20 protein-coding genes are annotated in these 20,303 nt (G+C 31.7%); 5 read left to right on the plus strand and 15 right to left on the minus strand.

The window, feature by feature from the left end; genetic code table 11:
* Window positions 1-119 precede the first annotated feature (119 nt).
* On the plus strand, window positions 120-881 hold the full coding sequence (gene yaaA / locus LG45_RS10165; RefSeq protein ID WP_035126863.1) for a peroxide stress protein YaaA: 762 nt from the start codon (window positions 120-122) through the stop codon (window positions 879-881).
* A gap of 1 nt (window position 882) precedes the next feature.
* On the opposite strand, the gene LG45_RS10170 is transcribed toward yaaA, so the two are convergent.
* The 5 genes from LG45_RS10170 to LG45_RS10190 all read right to left on the minus strand — a co-directional run bounded on the left by LG45_RS10170 (window position 883) and on the right by LG45_RS10190 (window position 4,033).
* On the minus strand, window positions 883-1,230 hold the full coding sequence (locus LG45_RS10170; protein WP_035126865.1) for a hypothetical protein: 348 nt from the start codon (window positions 1,228-1,230) through the stop codon (window positions 883-885).
* 462 nt (window positions 1,231-1,692) lie between these two features.
* The gene (locus LG45_RS10175; RefSeq protein ID WP_035126867.1) at window positions 1,693-2,262 is read right to left on the minus strand and encodes an anthranilate synthase component II; all 570 of its coding nucleotides are present in this window, start codon (window positions 2,260-2,262) and stop codon (window positions 1,693-1,695) included.
* 74 nt (window positions 2,263-2,336) lie between these two features.
* The gene (locus LG45_RS10180; protein ID WP_035126868.1) at window positions 2,337-2,906 is read right to left on the minus strand and encodes a YceI family protein; all 570 of its coding nucleotides are present in this window, start codon (window positions 2,904-2,906) and stop codon (window positions 2,337-2,339) included.
* 26 nt (window positions 2,907-2,932) lie between these two features.
* Complete coding sequence (locus LG45_RS10185; protein ID WP_035126870.1) at window positions 2,933-3,565, minus strand: NAD(P)H-dependent oxidoreductase; 633 nt, start codon at window positions 3,563-3,565, stop codon at window positions 2,933-2,935.
* Window positions 3,566-3,574: 9 nt separating this feature from the next.
* On the minus strand, window positions 3,575-4,033 hold the full coding sequence (locus tag LG45_RS10190) for a MarR family winged helix-turn-helix transcriptional regulator (RefSeq protein ID WP_035126872.1): 459 nt from the start codon (window positions 4,031-4,033) through the stop codon (window positions 3,575-3,577).
* Window positions 4,034-4,171: 138 nt separating this feature from the next.
* Here LG45_RS10190 and LG45_RS10195 point away from each other — a divergent pair, with 138 nt between their 5' ends.
* The 4 genes from LG45_RS10195 (at window position 4,172) to LG45_RS10215 (ending at window position 9,121) form a co-directional block, all read left to right on the plus strand.
* Entirely contained in the window at window positions 4,172-4,483 is a 312-nt protein-coding gene (locus LG45_RS10195) for a rhodanese-like domain-containing protein (RefSeq protein ID WP_035127471.1), read from the plus strand.
* Window positions 4,484-5,664: 1,181 nt separating this feature from the next.
* Entirely contained in the window at window positions 5,665-6,345 is a 681-nt protein-coding gene (locus LG45_RS10205) for a LytR/AlgR family response regulator transcription factor (RefSeq protein WP_081932067.1), read from the plus strand.
* Between the two features lie 62 nt (window positions 6,346-6,407).
* Window positions 6,408-8,714, plus strand: coding sequence for a PAS domain S-box protein (locus LG45_RS16115; RefSeq protein WP_052087554.1), 2,307 nt, complete (start codon window positions 6,408-6,410; stop codon window positions 8,712-8,714).
* On the plus strand, window positions 8,711-9,121 hold the full coding sequence (locus tag LG45_RS10215; RefSeq protein ID WP_035126878.1) for a response regulator: 411 nt from the start codon (window positions 8,711-8,713) through the stop codon (window positions 9,119-9,121). The genes LG45_RS16115 and LG45_RS10215 overlap by 4 nt, the downstream gene beginning before the upstream one ends.
* 618 nt (window positions 9,122-9,739) lie before the next feature.
* On the opposite strand, the gene LG45_RS10225 is transcribed toward LG45_RS10215, so the two are convergent.
* The 10 genes from LG45_RS10225 to LG45_RS10270 all read right to left on the minus strand — a co-directional run bounded on the left by LG45_RS10225 (window position 9,740) and on the right by LG45_RS10270 (window position 20,299).
* Window positions 9,740-10,795 carry an NAD(P)-dependent alcohol dehydrogenase gene (locus LG45_RS10225; protein WP_035126882.1) on the minus strand — a complete coding sequence of 352 codons (1,056 nt, stop codon included), beginning with the start codon at window positions 10,793-10,795 and terminating at the stop codon, window positions 9,740-9,742.
* Window positions 10,796-11,002: 207 nt separating this feature from the next.
* Complete coding sequence (locus LG45_RS10230) at window positions 11,003-11,341, minus strand: GIY-YIG nuclease family protein (protein ID WP_081932068.1); 339 nt, start codon at window positions 11,339-11,341, stop codon at window positions 11,003-11,005.
* Window positions 11,342-11,869: 528 nt separating this feature from the next.
* Window positions 11,870-14,743, minus strand: a complete 2,874-nt coding sequence (locus LG45_RS10235; RefSeq protein WP_035126884.1) for a type I restriction endonuclease subunit R — start codon at window positions 14,741-14,743, stop codon at window positions 11,870-11,872.
* Complete coding sequence (locus LG45_RS10240) at window positions 14,743-15,342, minus strand: hypothetical protein (RefSeq protein WP_035126886.1); 600 nt, start codon at window positions 15,340-15,342, stop codon at window positions 14,743-14,745. The genes LG45_RS10235 and LG45_RS10240 overlap by 1 nt, the downstream gene beginning before the upstream one ends.
* Window positions 15,323-16,003, minus strand: a complete 681-nt coding sequence (locus tag LG45_RS10245) for a hypothetical protein (RefSeq protein ID WP_035126888.1) — start codon at window positions 16,001-16,003, stop codon at window positions 15,323-15,325. Before LG45_RS10245 ends, LG45_RS10240 begins: the two co-directional genes overlap by 20 nt.
* Window positions 16,004-16,044: 41 nt before the next feature.
* Complete coding sequence (locus LG45_RS10250) at window positions 16,045-16,776, minus strand: hypothetical protein (RefSeq protein ID WP_035126890.1); 732 nt, start codon at window positions 16,774-16,776, stop codon at window positions 16,045-16,047.
* Between the two features lie 20 nt (window positions 16,777-16,796).
* On the minus strand, window positions 16,797-16,976 hold the full coding sequence (locus LG45_RS10255; protein ID WP_035126893.1) for a hypothetical protein: 180 nt from the start codon (window positions 16,974-16,976) through the stop codon (window positions 16,797-16,799).
* 16 nt (window positions 16,977-16,992) lie between these two features.
* Window positions 16,993-18,180, minus strand: a complete 1,188-nt coding sequence (locus tag LG45_RS10260) for a restriction endonuclease subunit S (protein WP_035126894.1) — start codon at window positions 18,178-18,180, stop codon at window positions 16,993-16,995.
* Window position 18,181: 1 nt separating this feature from the next.
* The gene (locus tag LG45_RS10265; RefSeq protein WP_035126895.1) at window positions 18,182-19,741 is read right to left on the minus strand and encodes a type I restriction-modification system subunit M; all 1,560 of its coding nucleotides are present in this window, start codon (window positions 19,739-19,741) and stop codon (window positions 18,182-18,184) included.
* Between the two features lie 165 nt (window positions 19,742-19,906).
* The gene (locus tag LG45_RS10270; RefSeq protein WP_035126897.1) at window positions 19,907-20,299 is read right to left on the minus strand and encodes a hypothetical protein; all 393 of its coding nucleotides are present in this window, start codon (window positions 20,297-20,299) and stop codon (window positions 19,907-19,909) included.
* Between the last annotated feature and the right edge of the window lie 4 nt (window positions 20,300-20,303).

Consider the following 20,303-nt stretch of genomic DNA (forward strand, 5'->3'; position numbering starts at 1 on the left):
AAAAAACGGTAATTTTAGTATATAGAATCAATGAATTCTATCGCAAGATAGATTTTAAGATATAGTTTTTATTACATTATATAAACTAATTTGTAATTTTGAACATTAAAATTATATAAATGAAAATTGTTATTTCTCCAGCCAAGTCATTAGATTTTGAAACTCAAGTACCTATAACTTCCTACACGGAATATGGTTTTCAAAAACAATCACTAGCTATTGATAAAGTCCTTAAAAAGAAAAAGCCAAAGGAGTTAATGGACTTAATGTCGATTTCAGATAAATTGGCCGATTTAAATTGGAATAGAAATCAAACGAGAAATGTATCCGAAATAACGGCTGAAAATGGTCGTCAAGCCATTTATGCTTTCAATGGCGATGTCTATCTTGGTTTGGATGCTTACTCCTTATCGCAAGAGCAAATCAATAAATTGCAAGAAAAACTCCGAATTCTATCGGGATTGTATGGTCTATTGAAACCGTTGGATTTAATTCAGCCGTACCGATTAGAAATGGGAACTAAAATACCAATCGGTAAAAACAAAAACTTGTATGAGTTTTGGAAACCCATTATTGTCAAAGAATTAAACTCAGAATTGTCTAAAGACGAATTGTTTGTGAATTTGGCAAGTAATGAATATTTTGATGCAGTTGATGTAAAGAAACTCAAAGTTCCAGTAATCACTCCAGAATTTAAAGATTATAAAGACGGAAAATTAAAGATGATTAGTTTCTTTGCTAAAAAGGCGAGAGGCATGATGGTGCGTTACATTATTGACACCAATGCCGAAACTATTGATGATTTAAAAGGATTTAACTACGAAGGATATGCCTTTGATAGCAACCTAAGTAAAGGAAATAAATTGGTTTTCACTAGATAAACTACACGTACAAATATTCTTGATATTCTCTAATGGTTTCGCGTGTTGCCTTGCGTTGATCACGTGCCAATTCGCGCATGGCTTCTACACCTTTCTTAGCACAACGTTTAACTTTAGTTAACCTAGTTGAGAATTCTAGAAGTTTGGAAGCGTCGTCTGGGCTTAATTTTAATTTTAACTCATCAACAAATTCAGAGAATTCGCTTACAACTTTGCGGTTTTCATCGTATTCTGATGATAATTCGTCTAATAACTCATCAATTTCATTAGAAATGTCTTTTCCAATATCTTCACTTTTCTTACAAAGTTCTTGGATAATCTTTTTCTCATTATTGCCAAAAAGTCCCATGATATGTTAATTTACGGTTAATAAACTGTTCGTAATCAGTCAAATATAATTATTATTTTTGAAATTTAACAAAGTTGTTGATAAGTTTTTATTTTGTTTTAAAATCTATTTAAACTCTTGTGATATGCACCGTTTTTAAAACAGATCACTTGATTTTTTAAAAGCAAAGATAGACTTGCGCAATTTCTCCGACTAAATCGTTTAAAATGATGAAGCTCTTTATGGTTTTTTTTGAAATCAAAATGATACTAAAAAAAGACAAACTCACTACTTGCCGAGCACTTATATTTATATAATTATAGTCAAAACTTTACTAAAAAAAGACAATAGAGTTTATCTATAGTAGTAAGTTAACATATTTATTTTCAATATTTTAAACTATATTACATAAAGTATAATTTCGTTAAAATAAATTACCAATTAAAAGTTGGTTTTATGCTTCAAAATCAATATTGAGAAAATTTATTCATTCAACCAATTAGATAAAATCGTTTTTCCAGTTGGAGTTAAAATGCTTTCTGGATGAAATTGAACACCTCTTGTATCATAAGTTTTGTGTCTAATAGACATGATCTCACCGTCTTCGGATAAAGATGTGATTTCTAGACAATCAGGAAGATCAATCGGATTTATTGCCCAAGAATGGTAGCGTCCAACTTCTATTTGTTGTGGTAGATTTTTAAAAAGAAGTTCATCTTGAATGGTAACACTAATACTCGACGAAACTCCATGATGTACTTTTTCTAAATTGATAAGCGAGCCACCAAACACCTCTCCAATGGCTTGCTGACCAAGGCAAATTCCGAGTATTTTTTTGCTAGAAGTATAAGTTTTAATAACCTCGGTTAAAAGTGCTGCTTCTGAGGGAATTCCTGGTCCAGGAGAAAGAATAATTGCATCGTATTTTTCTAGTTCAGTAATCTCAAATTCGTCGTTTCTTAATACGGTGACGGTACAATTTAAATCTTCAAAATAATGTACTAAATTAAAAGTAAAGCTGTCGTAATTATCAATAAGAACCAAGTTTTTCATTAGGCAAAATAACAAAAAAAAACCTTAAAGATTTCTCTCTAAGGTTTCTTTGTTCAAAGCAATTTTATTTTTTATTAGAACACTAAGTTTACAGATAATTCAAATTCATCTGAAATTACATTATCTCCTAAGTTTTCGAAGAAGTTTTTAGACTTGTATTTGATATCATATTTAGTTCTATCAACGTTAAAAGCGGCAGTTGCTGCATTGCCTTTTACAGTTAAATCAAATGTTACTGGAGCAGTTACTTCTTTAATTGTTAAATCAGCAGTTACTTTGTATAAACCATTTCCTTTTCCAGATAAATTAGTTATTTTTAATTTAGCAGTTGGGTATTTTTCAACACCAAAGAAATCATCAGCTTTCAAGTGACCGTCTAATTTTTCTTTTCCTTTACCAGCTTGTAAATCTGTAGTGTTAATTGAGTTCATGTCAACTACAAATTCACCACCTTTTAATACTTTTCCTTTAAATACTAAAGTACCACTTGAAAAGTTTACAACACCATTATGTTGTCCTGTAACTTTTTTTCCAACCCATGCAATGCTACTTTTCTTCACATCGATTTTTTTGTTTTGTGCTGTAGTTAATGTTGTGCTTAATACTACTAATGCTGCAATTGCAATTGTTTTTAAATTTTTCATTGTTTTTAATTTAGTTTATTTAATTATTATAGATTTAGAAATAATTCTTCGTTTGATTTACGTACTTTAACGTAATGTTGGGTTGCATCTTCTTCATGACGGTAACCAATAGTTGCCACTAAAGACGCGTGTAATCCTAGTTTTTTTAATCCTAATATTTCATCATATTGTTCTGGCTCAAAACCTTCCATAGGCGTCACATCAATTTTTAATTCTGCTGCAGCATTTAAAAGATTTCCAAGAGCTAAATACGTTTGTTTTGAAGTCCAAGTGTTTCGCGCTTCTTCTGGTAAAGTTGTAATTTTAGATTTCATAAAATCGGAATAACCTTGAAGACCTTCCATTGAAACACCTCTAGTTTCAGTTAAATTTTTGAAATAAGCATCAATTTCAGTTTCACCAATATTTGTTACATTGGCAAAAACAATTAAGTGCGACGCATCGACAATTTGTGTTTGTCCCCAAGAAACTGGCTGTAATTTTGCTCTTAATTCTGGATTTTCTACAAAAATCACTTTGTAAGGTTGTAATCCGTATGATGAAGATGATAATCTAATAGCTTCTTTAAGTGTTGCTAAATCTTCATTTGATACTTTCTTAGAAGTATCAAATTTTTTGGTTGCATAACGCCAATTGGCGTCTTGTATAAAATTGCTCATAGTTGTTTTTTATTTAAGTTGTCGGTATTTTTCTAATAAGTCGTTTAACAATACAACTTCATCTGGATTTAAATTAGAAGAAAAATAATTTTCATGCTCAATAACCATCGGATCTAAATATTTCAATAAGTCTAAACCTTTTTGAGTTATTTGTACTTCAATTTTTCGCCTATTATCAGGACAAACTTCTCTTGTAACTAAATCTTTCAAAAGTAATTTATCAATCAATCGGGTAGTGTTGCTGTTTTTTGCAATCATTCGTTCTTGAATTACACACATGTTTGCAGGAAAACCTTTTTGACCTCGTAAAATTCGCAATACATTATATTGTTCCGATGATAAATCGTGCGGTTTTAAAATTTCACTAAATTTATCTCCAATTACGTTGTGAGTGTACATAACATTAAGGATGATTTTTTTAGAATCACTCAATGTAACGTTAGATTTAATTATCTCTTCAATTCTCATATTCGTAGTTGTCATATTTGTAGGTACAAATGTAAATAGTTTTTTATTTGTATATACAACTATACTGTTATTTTTTTGTTAATTTATTTTAATGGGTTTCAAATGAATTGCTACTTTTGGAAAAAAAAATTAAATACTATGAATCTATCACAACAAGAGTGGGCATCACAATTAGAAGCCGATAACAACGCAGTAATTTTGGACGTAAGAACAGACGATGAATGGAATGACGGAATTATACCTGGTGCAATTTTAAATGATATTTACAAAGGTCAAGGTTTTATCTACAAACTTGAAGAACTTGATAAATCTAAAAATTATTATGTTTATTGCAAAGCCGGCGGAAGAAGCGCTCAAGCATGCAGCATAATGAAGCAAATGGGTTTTGAAAATACTTATAACCTTGAAGGTGGTTTCATGAATTGGGAAGGTAAAGTAGCGCAACCCTAGAACTTTTATGTTTTAGGTATTTTGTTTAAGATAGTTTTGTAAAAATCTTTTATTTGATCTCTATAGATTTGTGTTGTTTTAATCTCTACAACTGCATCGTTATTTTCTTTAATCACTAATTTGTAAATATAGAATTTGTGAATAAAAGAATAAACTAGCAACACAATTCCAGTAACAATTAAACTATAAAAAGTAATATTTTTATTAGATTTCAAATACAAGTAAACATACAATAGGAGCGATGTGCTAGTCAAAAAACAAATTAAATTACTTAAAAGAACTCTGCTCTTAAAAAGATTTACTCTTTTAATAGAGTTTATGTAAATCTTATTTTTTTTAGATCCTTTTGTGATAATTAATTGATTGTGTGTTATATATCCAATTTTTTTATCAAAATAAACGATATCGTTTTTTGTTTCTATTGCTACCATTATAACTATTTTATTTAAAGTACGAAGATTACACTATTTTTGGTTTTTTGAATGTAGAATGTTTTCTACAAAAGAAAAGTTAAATCAGTTTTGGTTTAACTTTTTTTTACTTGGGAAATACCTATAAAGTTTAATTTCTAAAATGCATTATTAATAAAAAACAGTAAGAATTTTACGTCATTATTGATTTATTATTAGTAAATGCCTTGAATTGCAGTATTTTCCCTTTTTCGTGTCATATTTTTAATGTCATCTTGGCTTTTTATCTTTTTATGTAGTATTTAAACTACTAAACAATGTAAAATCTTCCTAATAAACGTTAAATTCTACACTTTATCGATACATGGCACAATACTTGGTTGGAAAGTTTGAGTTTGAGTTTGATTTTATAATCTAACTTTTTAAGTAAAGTTCTTCTGGTTTATGTTGGATAACATTTCTAAAAAAGTGTATTTATAGACAAATCAAACTCCCAAATTTTATTTGTTTAATAATTAGTAGGAGTGTAGTTTATCAGTTATGTCGCAATTTGCGACACTTATTAATTCCATTCATTAAAAATCAAGGCTTGTATCACTTAATTATAACTATAGTTTTAGTTTTGTAATACTTGGTTTTTTACTAAAAAAAAATATTCTCATTACACATTTAAATAATTACTTACCGTCCATAGTTACTATTAACGCGATTGTCATTTCAAAAGAAATTGATACTATTCAGACTATAAAAAAGTTTGAAGAAGAAAATACCATGATAATTTCATTATTGGGATGTTCTTCAACTATTGAAAGTGGAGTAGATCAGATAAAAAGTCTACGACCAAACGTTGTTTTTTTAGATATACCTTCTGATGATAATTATTTTTTTGAATTGTTAAGCAAATTAGAATTCAATCTCCCAAAATTAATTTTTATTTCATCGGATGTTTCCAATGCTTTGATAGCATTTAAGTACAACGCTGTTGATTTTATAAGTAAGCCAATAAATTTTAATAGCATTATTATCAGTATTTACAAGGCAATTAAACTGATTGAGATGGAACGAATTTATCAAGAACAAAAAATTAATACAATAAATTCTATTAACTCAAGTACTCAAAATGTTAATTATGTTGCCATTTCATCCTTAGACAAAATAGAATTAATTCAGATGAAAGACATCATTTTTTGTCAAGCCGATGGAAAATACACCAATTTTCATCTTACCGATGGAAGAAAGATAATGTCATCTAGAAATCTTGGCGAATACAGTACCATTCTTGATGCTAATTATTTTTTTAGAATTCATCACTCCTACATAATTAATTTAAGACATATTTCAAAAATCTCTAAGAAAGATGGTTATTTCTGTGAGCTATTAAACAAAGTTACATTGCCAATTGCAAAAAGAAGACAAGACGATTTTAATAAATTTATAAAACTAAAAGAGTAGCCTTTTTTTTATAATTATCAGTCAATTAATAGCTAGCATTAATTGGAAAGGAAACAATAAAAATGATAAGTAATTTTAAAAATAGCGAAGTTCAAGAACATTCAAATTATGTTAACCAGTCGGAATTATATAATTTTTCTGCTCTGGATGCATTAAATTCTAACATTGCTGTAATAAATAGTGATGGTCTTATCATTAAAGTCAATAAAGCGTGGAAGGATTTTGGTAGAAATAATGGAGCCAATATTTTTGCCACAGAAGAAGGCGCTAATTATTTTGACGTTTGCAAAATTGAAGATTGCAGTAATAACGATTTTGCATTACAAGCTTTAATTGGAATAAAAGAGGTTATTAATAGAGAAGCAGAAGAGTTTTATCTAGAGTATCCTTGCAATTCTGCCACTAAAAAAAGAAGTTTTTACATGCGCGTAAAGCGAATTGAAAATAATCTGGGTTTAGTGTTAATTGAACATAACGATATTACCGAACATAAAGAAGCTGAAAAGAAACTAAACAAAACAGAAAATGCTTTAGTTAAAACGGTTTCAAGCTATAATAAAACGATCGATTCTTCGGTAGATATTATTTGTTCTTTTAATGAAAAAGGAAAGTTTGTTAACATTAATGAATCTTCATTTAAAACTTTAGGTTATCAGCCTAAAGAGCTTGTTGGTAAGAACTTTCTCGACTTTACATTAAATGAAGATAGAGAGAAAACCTTAGTTTCGTTTTTAGGTATTAAAAACGGTGTTTCTGTAATATTATTTGAAAATCGATTTCACCATAAAAATGGGTCGGTAGTGCATATATTTTGGTCGGCCAAATGGGATAAAAAGAGTAAGACTGTCTATTGCATTGGAAGAGATGAAACCGATAAAAAGAATTTGGAAAAAGCTGTTCTTGTTGAAAGACAGCGTTTCATGGATTTATATGAGCAATCTCCTTCGGTGATGGGAATTTTAAAAGGCCCAAATCATGTATATGAAATGGCAAATCCACTTTGTCTAAAGTTGATTGGAAGAAGCAATATTATTGGAAAGTCAGTCAGAGAGGTTTTGCCCGAACTAGAATCGCAAGGTATATTTGAGCTTTTAGACAACGTTTACAATACAGGAATTACATTTTCGGCCAAAGAAATGCTAGTGAGATTTGATTACAATGGAGACGGTAAATTGGTTGATAGATATCTAAATTATATTCACCAAGCGCATCGCGATAGTGCTGGTGAAATAGACGGAATATTATTTTTTGCAATTGATGTAACCGAGCAAGTTTTGTCACGGAATCAAATAGAAGAAAGCGAAAAAAAATACCGACAAATAGTTGAAACGGCACAAGAAGGAATCTGGATGATTGATGAAAACAATAAAACAACGTTTGTAAATTCTAAAATGGCCGAAATATTAGAATATACACCGCAAGAAATGATTGGTAAAGATATCTTTTACTTTATGACTGATAAAGTTAAAAAGAAAGCAGTAGAATTCTTGAAGCTTAATAAGGAAGAATACTATAATCATTTTATATTCAAATTCATTTCTAAATCGGGTAGTGTAGTTTGGACCACAATATCGGCCAATCCATTGTATGATGAAGATAATAAATATATTGGCGCGATGGCCATGGTGATGGATATTACCGAACGAAAAAGTAACGAAGAAAAATTAGAAATCCAAAATGCCGAATTGATAAAAGCCCATCTAGAACTTGACCGATTTGTATATAGTGTTTCACACGATTTAAGATCGCCTCTTACTTCTGTTCTCGGATTAATTTCATTTATTGAAGAAGAAACCCAAGAGCAAGACACACGTCAACACGCTCAAATGATTCGTAACAGCGTGAATAGATTGGATGAATTCATTAAAAACATTTTAAGCTATTCTAGAAATAACCGTGTCAATCTAAACATAGAACAGATTGCAATTAAGGAAACCATTCTGTCAATTGTCAATGCTCTAAAAAACAGCCACGAAGCACAAGAACTAGATTTTATTTTCGAATTTGCAGATGCACAACCATTTTTCTCCGATCAATTGCGAATCAATACCATTTTAGAAAATTTAATTTCTAACGCAATTAAGCATCATATGAAAGAAGAAGTTTATCGATTTATTAAAATAAGCACCTTCTTTTTAGACAATGAATTACACATTACAATAGAAGACAATGGTGTTGGTATTGATGAAGAATACCACGATAAAATATTTGATATGTTTTACCGTGTATCTAGCGATACTGATGGAACCGGAATAGGATTATATATCGTAAAAGACTCCATTAAGAATATACAAGGTACAATTACGATGAAATCCCAAAAAGGAGTAGGTACTATTTTCACAATAATCATTAATAATTTAAAATCATGAATGAGCCAACCATTGCCAAGTTTGAAAACGTAATGATAATTGATGATAATGTTATCGATTTGTACATTGCTTCACGAATGATTACAAAAAATAATTTTGGAAATAATGTCTTGACCTATTCCAAAGCACAAGATGCGTTAGACTATTTAAAGGACAACCAAGATAATGAAGCGGTTTTGCCTCAAATTATTTTTGTTGATATTTACATGCCTATCATGTCTGGTTTCGAATTTTTAACGTCCTATAATGCACTTCCAGAAAAGCTTAAAAATTATTGTCATGTATATGTAATATCATCTACAATTGATGATTATGATATTATTCGTGCGAGTACCGATGTCAATATTATTTCATTTCAAGTAAAACCTATAACAAAAGATTTTTTAGATAAAATAAAACAACACTAATTCCATTCATTTTTATTATAAATTGTTTAATGTTTAAGTAGCATAAATTTTAAAATATCCTTATTTAATCAGTTGTTCTCTGTTAAAACCACTTGTTACTTAGGAATATGAAGTTAAACAAAAAATAGTGTTATTTGTTTATCATTAGTCTAGATTTTAAGAATGGTTCTATAATTAGAATACTTAATCATGAATAGAAAAATCACAACAAGTTTTATTAAAAAAATATATATAGTACTAGCATTTGGTATTGTGTTTAAGCATTTCTACTTAGTTACAAATGGGTTAGATAATAAACTAGTAGCTGGTATAATTAAGCCCACACAGGTTTCAATAGATTACTTTACAAATAGTATAGTAGCAATTATAATGATTTTGAGTTTTTTTTATTTTTTGTATAATGTTAAATTTAGAATACGTTCAATACGTTAGATGTAATTATGACTAAGGGGTTTATTGTAATTATATTCTAGATTTTGAACGTTTTAAGGTTGCTCATAATTTTTCAATTCATTTGAAGATTATTTGCAACCTTTTTTTATTTCAAATAAAAATTCTAGCAAATTCAATACCTATAAACTGAATCTACTAGAATTTTAGAATTGTTATTTGTTTGGATTATTCTTTCAACGAAGCCATATCTATTACAAATCTATAGCGAACATCACTTTTCAGCATTCTTTCATAGGCTTCATTGATGTCTTGCATTTTAATAATTTCAATTTCAGATACAATGTTATGCTTACCGCAAAAATCTAGCATTTCTTGTGTTTCTGCAATACCGCCAATTACCGAACCAGCAACTGCTTTTCGACCTAAAATCATTGGAACCGTTTGCAACATTGGTTCCAACGCACCAAGATAACCCACCAAGACCAAAGTACCGCTTATTCCCAAAGTAGCAATATACGGATTGATATCATGAACATAAGGAACAGTATCAATAATTACATCAAATTTCCCAGCAACAGACTTCATCTGATTATCGTCTGTAGAAATAATTACAGCATCTGCACCAAGATCTAGAGCATCTTTTTCTTTATCTGGAGTTCTAGAAAACAGAGTAACCTCAGCACCAAGTCCTTTAGCCAATTTAATAGCCATATGACCTAATCCTCCAAGACCAACAACAGCCACTTTACTTCCTTTAGTAACCTTCCAATGTCGCAATGGCGACCAAGTAGTAATTCCAGCACACAATAAGGGTGCAACGGCAGCCAAATCTAAATTGGTTGGCACTTTCAAAACAAAATGCTCCTCCACAACCACTTTTTCAGAATAACCACCATAAGTCATACCACCAAGATGTTTGTCAGGCGAATTGTAAGTTCCGGTAAAACCAGTTAAGCAATATTGCTCTAAATCTTTTTTACAGCTATCACAAGTGTGACATGAATCTACAATACAACCAACACCAGCCAAATCACCAACTTTAAAGTTAGTTACCTCACTACCAACGCTAGTAACTCGTCCCACAATTTCGTGTCCAGGAACAGCAGGATAGGAGGTAAATCCCCAATCGTTTCTTGCAGTATGCAAATCAGAGTGGCAAACACCACAATACAAAATATCAATTTCAATATCTTTTGCGCCAATCGCTCTGCGCTCAATAGTCATTTCCAGTAAAGGTGCATCGGTAGCTTGGGTACCAAATGCTTTTGTATGTGTAGCCATGTTATCTAAAGTTAAGGGTTTAATGAAGTGCTAATTTACGATACTTTATCGTTTTATAAATCCAACAAGCATTAAAATGATGTTAAGGTTTAAACAATAGCAAAGTGGAATGGATGGATGGTTTGATTGGATGGCGTGATTAGCTAGTGTGATTACTGCGGACTCGAGAGCTTTGCTCGAACTGGCGAAGCAATGACAAAAACTAGACTATTCAGTCTTCACAAAACGATCATTTAAAAACTCAAAATTCTCATTAAAAGAACGAATAAGTTCTAATTTTCTATCTCTATTCCAACTTTTCAATTCCTTTTCCCTGTCAATGGCAAGTTGCACCCAAGAAAACTTTTCATAATAAACCAGAAATTCAAGGTTGTATCTAGAAGCAAAAGTCTTAATTCCTTTTTCAATATTTTCTTTATGCTGTTTTAATCTTACACCCAAATTATTAGTCATCCCAATGTAGTAAGTCGACCTATGTTTATTAGTAATTATATAAACATAAAAGGTGTAAGATCCTTCGTTATATTCAATCATAGTATTGTTCATGGCGTTTAATTTATATTTTATAACTTATACTTTTATTATGTCATTCCAACCCATTTTGTCATTCCGCAGGAATCACACCAGTCACTCACACCTAGTTTTTCATTCCGCAGGAATCTCACTCGTCACTCACACAATCAACTCCACAATCCATCCCACACAGTTTGTCATTCCGTAGGAATCTCACATGTCACTAACACAATCAACTCCAAAATCTATCCCACATAGTTTGTCATTCCGCAGGAATCTCACTCGTCACAAACACAATCAATTCCACAATCCATCCCACACAGTTTGTCATTGCTTCGCCAGTTCGAGCAAAGCTCTCGAGTCCGCAGGAATCAGTTTGTCATTGCTTCGCCAGTTTGAGCAAAGCTCTCGAGTCCGCAGGAATCTCACTCGCCACTCAATCAATCAATTCCACAATACATCCCAAAAAGTTTGTCATTCCGCAGGAATCTCACTCGTCACTAACACAATCAATTCCACAATCCATCCCACACAGTTTGTCCAAGAAACTTTTTTTAAATTTTAAGCCACCATCCCTTTTACAAAAACCTCTACAAACTCCTTCATCTTCGAAATAATTCGTTCACCAATTACTCTTGCTTGCAGAATACTTGGTCTATTGTCTAAACATTGGAATACTTCATCTTTTATCGGTTCTCTACCGCTGTAGATATAAGCATCAATTAAGGCTTTGAATTGAGCTTTGTCTAAATGTTCGTCTTCACATAGTTTGCCTAATGCTAGTACTTTTTGCTCTTGCCAGAATTTTTCAAACTCATCGTTAACTCTATCGGCATCCTTTATATTTGGTAAGTTCTCGTCAATAAACTTCTGAATCAATTCTCGCTTACTTCTCAATTGGATGTCACCACCTAACAAATCCATAATGGCTTTGCGTTGTGCTTTGGCATCTGAAGTGTTTGCACCTTTTAGTTGTGAAAGCAATTTCAAGATATACGCTACATTGATTTGGTCTCGGTGTATTAATTCCAATTCAAAATCTATGTCGTCTAGAATCGATGTCTTTTGTTTTTGATTGTCTTGTTTTACTTTTTGGTACAAATCCAAGTATTTGCTTTTGTAGTCTTCAAACTCTTGCTCATCAATTTGTAAATCCTCCCAATCAAAATCAGCGTATGATTGCAACACATTCATATTTCGCAACAATTTTCTAAACGCTTGCACAAAAAGCGCTTCGGCATCTTCGGTTTCTAAATCGTTTACGCTTTGGTAAGTAGGAGTGATGTCTCGCAACTCTTTTAAAGCTTCTTCAAACTTCTCCGCTATTTTTTCATAATCGGGCATTGTAGCTACCTCGATTGCATCTTTATTTGAGAACAAAGTAATGGCATCATCAGTAGCTTTTTTCAAATTTCTAAACGCTAAAATATTACCTTGCGATTTTTGTTCTCCCAATATTCTGTTTGTTCTCGAATAGGCTTGAATCAATCCGTGTTGCTTTAAGTTCTTATCCACATACAAAGTGTTCACTTTCTTAGCATCAAAACCCGTAAGCATCATATTCACGACAATAACCAAATCCAATCCGTCTTTCTCGTAGTTGAAACTTTCTTTTTCTCGATCTTTCAATCGTTGGCTTATGTTCTTGAAATAGTTTTCAAATTGCTTACTGTCTTTGGTCGAAAAACTTGTGCCATACATTTTGTTGTAATCAACTATATAGCTGTCTAATTTATCACGACTATGACTTGATTGATATTTGCTGCTTGGTTCAGCAGCCATATAAAAATCAGTATCTTCTGGCAAATAATCTTGTGCTTCGTCTGAATCTTCATTGGAGCCATAAGTAAAAATAGTAGCAATTCGTAAATCGTGTAATCCAGCTTCTTTCTTTTGTTGGAAGAAATCATAATATTGAAACACGTTGTCAATACTACTCACAGCCAACAAAGCTGAATACTCTTTCTCAAAAGTCTTTTGCTTGTGGTAAGCTATAATATAATCTACAATTTTTTCAATTCGTTTTGCCGAATTGAGTACTTCTTGTTTGTCAATATCTTCAACTTCTATATCTATAAAAGTGTTGCTTTTGTTTTTATATTTTCCAATGTATTCAATCCCGAAACGCAATACGTTTTGGTCTCTAATGGCATCGGTAATAACATATTTATGCAAACAATTACCAAACAAATCTTTGGTAGTACGTTTACCCAATTCGTTTTTAGAAGCATTCTCCGCAAATATCGGTGTGCCTGTAAAACCAATCAATTGGCTTTTATCAAAGAATTTGGTAATGCGTTCGTGCGTTTCTCCAAACTGCGAACGATGACATTCATCAAAGATGAAGACTATCTTTTTATGACGCAACGATTCTATTTTTCCTGCAAAGCGTTCCGATACTGCATTGTTCAATTTCTGTATTGTCGTTAAAACCAACTTGGTATTATCGGTCAATTGATTGACTAACGATTGGGTATTATCCGTAACATCAACACTGTCTTTCTTGAATGCATTGAACTCGGTCATGGTTTGATAATCCAAATCTTTTCTGTCTACTACAAAAACCACTTTGTAAACTTCAGGCAAATCCATTACAATCTGACTTGCTTTGAATGAAGTAAGCGTTTTCCCCGAACCTGTGGTATGCCAGATATAAGCATTATCATTAGAGTTTTTAACCTGATGAATAATAGCTTCGGTAGCAAAATATTGATAAGGTCGCAACACCATCATCACCTTATGGGTTTCATTTATCACAATATAATGTGCTATCATTTTACCCAAATGATTCGGATTTAAAAAGGATGCTGCAAACTCTGGTAATTCTGTAGTAATTTTATTGGTTGAATCCGCCCAAAAGAACGTTTGTTTTACCGATTGCAATTTGTTGTTGGCTAAATATTTAGTATTAACACCATTACTAATCACAAACAACTGCACATATTGAAACAATCCATGATTGCTCCAAAACGATTGATTTTGATAGCGATTGATTTGGTTAAAAGCTTCTTTAATTTCAATACCCGAGCGTTTTAATTCTATTTGTACCAAAGGCAAACCATTCACCAATAGCGTAACATCATAACGGTTTTTATAACTACCTTCTTGACTGATTTGATTGGTAACTTGATACAAGTTTTGATTCCAATCTTCGGTATTAAAAAAGCGCACATAAAACGAAGTACCATCTTCTTTGGTTAATTGAAAACGGTCACGTAGCATTTTGGCTTTTTCAAACACATTCCCTTTAGCCAAATGATTCAAAATAGCATCAAACTCTTTAGCTGTAAAGGTGGTGTCATTAAAAACCTCCAATTGCTGTTGCAAATTAGCCACCAATGCCGAACCATCAGCAATAGTTACCAATGCATAGCCCAATCCAACCAATTGCTGGATTAAATTACGTTCTAATTGTGCTTCTGATTGGTGTCCCATTAAACAGTCTTTTCTTTGTATTTAAAATTCACATCGTATTTTTTGCAATAGTTTTCGAAATCTTTTAATTTTTCAATGGCACTTTCCTCATCAAAAAAGTCATTTAACAAATAACTTTTGAAAAGCATTGCTTTATCTTCCGAAATCTTTTGACCTTCGCTCTCTAATATAAAATTTTCTTGGTCCCAATTTACTCCCCAACCATCCCAAGTGTTTTTGCCAACCACAAAAATCAATTTTGTTTTAGAATTTTCAACACTATCATAGGCACTTACTTTCGTTTTGCTAATTTTAGTTTCTTTATTTTTTTGAAAATATCCAGTATCATTAACTAAAAAAACCGCAAAGGCAATTTTATCTTTAGTAACAAAGTTGAATTCATAAAAATACATATTTAACCAATCCCAAGCCCATGAGTTTAATCTTCCTCTACCATTATTGGGACTAGCATTGCTGAATTTTGGATAACCACCATTATACGCATAGTTGAAAGAACTTCCAATAAACCCTATTAAGTCTAAAACCCTAGTTTGATAGTCAAATAACAGACGATAGGCTTTACGTACTTCTTGTAATGTATTATTTATGTTTTGTTGCATAAGAAAATAGTTTTTCTAAAGGTTGAAGTTCTATTGATGATTTGATACTCAGATTTTTTAACCATCTTTTTTTATAGTACTGATGAAGACCAAAACCATTGATTGCATCTTCAAGAATACGATTATACGACGATAAAATAGTTAATCCGCTATTTTTGATTTTAGTATTCTCAGTATCTATTTGATCTAATAATCTTGTCCAGTTTGTTTTACAAATGATCACATTTTTATCCTTAAAAGAATAATCCAATTCATCGTTGATGTGATGCAGACCTCCTAATTGTATAAAATATAAAGCTTTATCATCAGCTGCAAATTCATTGTAATAGGCTTGGATTTCATTTTTCATTTGATTGCCACTTTGCTGCTTTTCATTATGTCTTTTGGCTTCGATTAGTACATCAAATTCATTAAAGCGCAAAAACACATCGGGTTCCACAAAATTAGAATTGGTCGTATCTTTTGCTTTCCATTTATCCCAAAATGAAATAGATAACAAATCACCAGATGCTACTGGTAATTTGTCGTAATACAAAGAACGTTTAAGAATAGACCAAAACATTTCTGTAGGAAGGTATTTCAACGTATCAAAAACAACCGCTGTTAAGCTATCTTCACAAGTACCAAGATTACCTTTTCTTCTATGGAAATATGAAATCATTATTTTTTTTTATTTAAAATTAAACACGCATAACAGCTATACTAGTGCGTTTTTCGGTTATAGATTTGTTGATCATTATAATCAAATATATCTAACACTTTTTCTAGACAAGCGTGTTGCTCTTTATTTTCTTCACAAAATTCCTCAACTTTTTCCCAAGAAAGAAAACTCATATCAAAATCTATTTTGCCATCAAAGTTATCAATTTCTGATTGCTTAGTCGGAACAATGCCAATGTAATAAGCTTCTTTGCACTCAATCAAATTAAATGCTTTATGAACAATTGGGTTATTTCCTATTTTTCTTTTTCTAAAAAAGGATTGTATTGCAACTTTTCGGTCCTTTGTATCTTTTTCTAGATCATTTTTTATATCGGGCCAATTATCTATTAGTTGCTTTTTAAAATAAAGCTGATAGAATAAATTAGATGAATATCCTTTATATTCTTTCTTTTGGATATATTTGTCATGTTGCGTCTTAATAATCCAATTACTGCCAGATGTATTTACTTTTCCCTCAATAAATAATACTATTTTATCTTCTGCTTTTTCGACTTCCTTATCTTTATAATGAATAATGATTACCATATCTGCGTCACCAAAATCCGAGAAGGATTGTTCCAGCAAAACTGTATATCTTTTTGGGTTTCCTAATTTAAAAGATTCGTGTACTGTTATTTTGTTGATGAATTTACTCATCAACTCTTTATCCTCACCAATACTAAAGATCAATGAATTAATTATACCACGCTCTGAATAGCCTAAAATTTTCATTTAATTAGATGAAAAGTTTATTATTCATATTTAACCATTGTTTGAATGTAATAGTTAACACCATTACCTCTATAGACCGATGTAGAACCGCCTAGTGGGACATAACCTTTTTTAATATATTCCAGCACTTCATTTCGTAAACTTGAAGAGGTGTTATTATAATCAATAACTACATAATCCATAATTTTTTTATCTTCCATAATTTCTATATTTTTTTTAAACAAACATCTGCTGCAACAACCCTTTTTTAAACCCTTGCATTTTCTTTAATTCGCCTTGAACAACAACTATTTTTTCATCTATACCCGATAAAAATCCTGCGATTTTTTGCTGTTCGGGAATTGATGGAAAATTAATTGGCATTTTTTCAAACATTGGTAATCTTAATGATTTTACAGTTGAACCAACTGCATGAGAATTAAGATGATTTGAATTATACCCAATATAATAATACAAAAATTTGCCATTATTTTCACCAAAATCCATAATTGCATAGGTTCTTTGATGTAAATCAAATTTTCCTATAAAATATTTTGGAATAAATTCTTGTCCTTCACCAGGAACAATTATTGCTTCTGCATCAAATAAGAATATATTACTTGTTCTAATATCTTGGGATCTATCAAAAAAAGTATATTCTCCATCTAAATTTGAATCCTGACGATTAGAAGAACCAGTAGTAATTCTTGCTACATCACCCAATTTCTTCTCTTCCCAATCCGCATATTCCTTACCATTCTCATCTTTAAACCTCAATTTGCCCGAGAACAATTGTTGCATTACGCCTTTTTTGTACCGTTCTAGTAATACCGCTTTGCGAGTAAGTTGCTGTATTTTTTCATCTATCGCACTTAAAAACGAGGCTATTTTTTCTTGCTCGGGTAGTGTTGGGAGTATTATTTCCAATGTTTTTAAATCAGAATTATATACATTACTTATACTCGAACCCTTAGCTAATTTTGATATTTTCTTTTTTAATTTTTCATTGATGTAATATGAAACATAGATTTGTGAATAAATACCTTCCTTAAATGGTCTTAAAATATTTATAGTTCTTCCAATTGCGACATTTTCAATAGTTAGTGCAGAAGCAGAGCCAATATCTAAAGGATCTTCACCTGCAGAAGGAAGTAAAATTTCATCACCTTTACTAAAAAGAAGTTCAGATCTATCTAGGTTTGTTTTATTAATAACTTCACAAATAACTTCGTTATACATATGATATAACTCTCCATATCTAACACATGGGGTTTCAAAAAAAGTAGAAGCTTCATTTTGTTTAATATTTTTACCTGTAGAAAATTGAAAAATATCTTTAAATGAATGGTTTCTATATGAAATATCTTTATTAATTCCCTCAAACTCCTTAAACCGCAATTGTGGTATGTTACTTAGCTTGCTCATCTTAAAATGGGGTATCAATTCCTAATTCAGCACAAAAAGCAGCAATAGTAGCATCGGTAGTTTTGCCTTGTGTGGCTAGTTCGCGCAGTTCTTGGGTTATGGCAGTTAAATCTATAGCATCTTCGGCTTCAAAGGTATCTACGTAGCGTGGTATGTTTAGGTTGTAATCATTATCGGCAATACCTTCTAGTGTAACCACACAAGAATATTTATCCTCATTAGTCCGGTTTTCGTAAGTGCTAATAATTTTATCAATGTCTTCGGTTCGCAATACGTTTTGGGTTTTCACCTTTTCAAAATGTTGGCTGGCGTCTATAAATAGCACGTCAGTTGTGGTTCGTTTTTTCTTCAATACCAAAATACAAGTTGGTATGCCAGTACCATAAAAAATATTGGCAGGCAATCCAATTACGGCATCCAAATAGTTTTTGTCTTTTATCAAATATTCGCGTATGTGTCCTTCGGCACCGCCACGAAACAATACGCCGTGAGGTAATACAATCGCCATAGTTCCGTTATCATCCAACTGGTGCACCATGTGTTGCACAAAAGCAAAATCGGCTTTGCTACTCGGTGCCAATTTTCCATAAGCAGAGAAACGGTCGTCGTTCATAAACAAAGGGCTGGCACTCCAATTAGCCGAAAAAGGTGGGTTGGCAACAATGGCTTCAAAACGCATATCCAAATGTTGTGGGCGTTCCAGCGTATCTTCGTTTTTAATATCAAATCGCTTGTAGTGTACGTCGTGCATAATCATGTTCATACGGCACAAGTTATACGTGGTAGGGTTCATTTCTTGTCCGTAAAAAGCACTCACGTTTTTCACTTCTTTAGCCACACGCAACAACAACGAACCCGAGCCACAAGTTGGGTCGTACACACTTTTCAGTTGGTCTTTGCCCACTGTCACCAGTTGAGCCAAAATGCTACTCACTTGTTGAGGTGTATAGAATTCACCTGCTTTTTTGCCTGCACCACTCGCAAATTGCCCAATCAAATATTCGTAGGCATCGCCCAGTACATCGCTATCGGTATTCTCTAAATCAAAATCAATTTCGTCTAAATGCACCAGCACTTTTACAATCAATTCGTTTTTATCGCTTTCGGATTTTCCCAATTTATGAGAAGTCAAATCCAAATCAGAAAACAAGTTGCCAAAGTCTTCTTCACTTTCCGAACCCATCGTGCTTTGCTCAATATGCGTTAACACTTTAGCCAAGTCACCAAGAATAAAGTTGTTTTTTCCGCCAGCATTACCACGTCGTGCCAATTCAGAAAACAATTCAGAAGGCGTTAAGAAGTACCCTAATTTATCTAAAGCTAGTTGTTTGATTTCTTCCATCAACACCGCTTCATCGGCGTGACCTTCAATTTCTTGAAACGTCAAACCATCGGGTTTCAATATTTCGTTGGCATATAGATCCATTTTGGTACTCAAGTACTTATAGAAGATAAAGCCTAGTATGTAATCTCTAAAATCGTCGGCATCCATTTTGCCACGTAGGGTATTCGCAATGTTCCAGAGTTGTTGTTCTAATTTTTGTTTTTGTTCCGCTGCCATTAAGGGTTGAATTTGGTGTATATGTGTTTATTAAGTATTGTTCAAACCTACCAAATATAATCCATTTTAACAATAGTATTTACACGTAGTTTTACGTGTTTTTTACAAAAGTAAAAACCGCAAAACTATTTGTTTTACGGTTTTCCGCATTTTGGCTAAATTATTTTATTGGCAGTTTCTTAAATCATTTTCTAAAACAACTAAGGAACCAGTTTTAAATTTAACTGTGTACAAATAAGTCTTCAAAATTTTGTCATAATTGCTTAAGGTTACTGTACCATTTCCATGGTTTTGATGAGTTACACAATCATTTATTTGGTATTTTGGTGCCGTTATTGGATATAAAGAATTGTTTTCTAGTTGGTTTTTAAAGTCTACTTCGTTTATTAAATAATGTCCGTTAATTTTATCAAACTGAACTACTACTTTAGTTGGGATTAAATCATCAGACACATCATGCAAGCCAACAACCTTTAAATAAGTACCTTTTTTTACAATAAAATTTTCATTTTCTAATTGCATATTCTTTTTTAATAAATAAATTTCATTTGTTTCCATAATA

Source organism: Flavobacterium aquatile LMG 4008 = ATCC 11947 (genome assembly GCF_000757385.1).
GTDB classification, from domain to species: domain Bacteria; phylum Bacteroidota; class Bacteroidia; order Flavobacteriales; family Flavobacteriaceae; genus Flavobacterium; species Flavobacterium aquatile.

Bases quoted from the DNA above. Each gene is read 5' to 3' on its own strand.
- yaaA (WP_035126863.1), top strand. From the start codon at position 120: ATGAAAATTGTTATTTCTCCAGCCAAGTCATTAGATTTTGAAACTCAA.
- LG45_RS10170 (WP_035126865.1), bottom strand. From the start codon at position 1,230: ATGGGACTTTTTGGCAATAATGAGAAAAAGATTATCCAAGAACTTTGT.
- LG45_RS10175 (WP_035126867.1), bottom strand. From the start codon at position 2,262: ATGAAAAACTTGGTTCTTATTGATAATTACGACAGCTTTACTTTTAAT.
- LG45_RS10180 (WP_035126868.1), bottom strand. From the start codon at position 2,906: ATGAAAAATTTAAAAACAATTGCAATTGCAGCATTAGTAGTATTAAGC.
- LG45_RS10185 (WP_035126870.1), bottom strand. From the start codon at position 3,565: ATGAGCAATTTTATACAAGACGCCAATTGGCGTTATGCAACCAAAAAA.
- LG45_RS10190 (WP_035126872.1), bottom strand. From the start codon at position 4,033: ATGAGAATTGAAGAGATAATTAAATCTAACGTTACATTGAGTGATTCT.
- LG45_RS10195 (WP_035127471.1), top strand. From the start codon at position 4,172: ATGAATCTATCACAACAAGAGTGGGCATCACAATTAGAAGCCGATAAC.
- LG45_RS10205 (WP_081932067.1), top strand. From the start codon at position 5,665: ATGATAATTTCATTATTGGGATGTTCTTCAACTATTGAAAGTGGAGTA.
- LG45_RS16115 (WP_052087554.1), top strand. From the start codon at position 6,408: ATGATAAGTAATTTTAAAAATAGCGAAGTTCAAGAACATTCAAATTAT.
- LG45_RS10215 (WP_035126878.1), top strand. From the start codon at position 8,711: ATGAATGAGCCAACCATTGCCAAGTTTGAAAACGTAATGATAATTGAT.
- LG45_RS10225 (WP_035126882.1), bottom strand. From the start codon at position 10,795: ATGGCTACACATACAAAAGCATTTGGTACCCAAGCTACCGATGCACCT.
- LG45_RS10230 (WP_081932068.1), bottom strand. From the start codon at position 11,341: ATGAACAATACTATGATTGAATATAACGAAGGATCTTACACCTTTTAT.
- LG45_RS10235 (WP_035126884.1), bottom strand. From the start codon at position 14,743: ATGGGACACCAATCAGAAGCACAATTAGAACGTAATTTAATCCAGCAA.
- LG45_RS10240 (WP_035126886.1), bottom strand. From the start codon at position 15,342: ATGCAACAAAACATAAATAATACATTACAAGAAGTACGTAAAGCCTAT.
- LG45_RS10245 (WP_035126888.1), bottom strand. From the start codon at position 16,003: ATGATTTCATATTTCCATAGAAGAAAAGGTAATCTTGGTACTTGTGAA.
- LG45_RS10250 (WP_035126890.1), bottom strand. From the start codon at position 16,776: ATGAAAATTTTAGGCTATTCAGAGCGTGGTATAATTAATTCATTGATC.
- LG45_RS10255 (WP_035126893.1), bottom strand. From the start codon at position 16,976: ATGGAAGATAAAAAAATTATGGATTATGTAGTTATTGATTATAATAAC.
- LG45_RS10260 (WP_035126894.1), bottom strand. From the start codon at position 18,180: ATGAGCAAGCTAAGTAACATACCACAATTGCGGTTTAAGGAGTTTGAG.
- LG45_RS10265 (WP_035126895.1), bottom strand. From the start codon at position 19,741: ATGGCAGCGGAACAAAAACAAAAATTAGAACAACAACTCTGGAACATT.
- LG45_RS10270 (WP_035126897.1), bottom strand. From the start codon at position 20,299: ATGGAAACAAATGAAATTTATTTATTAAAAAAGAATATGCAATTAGAA.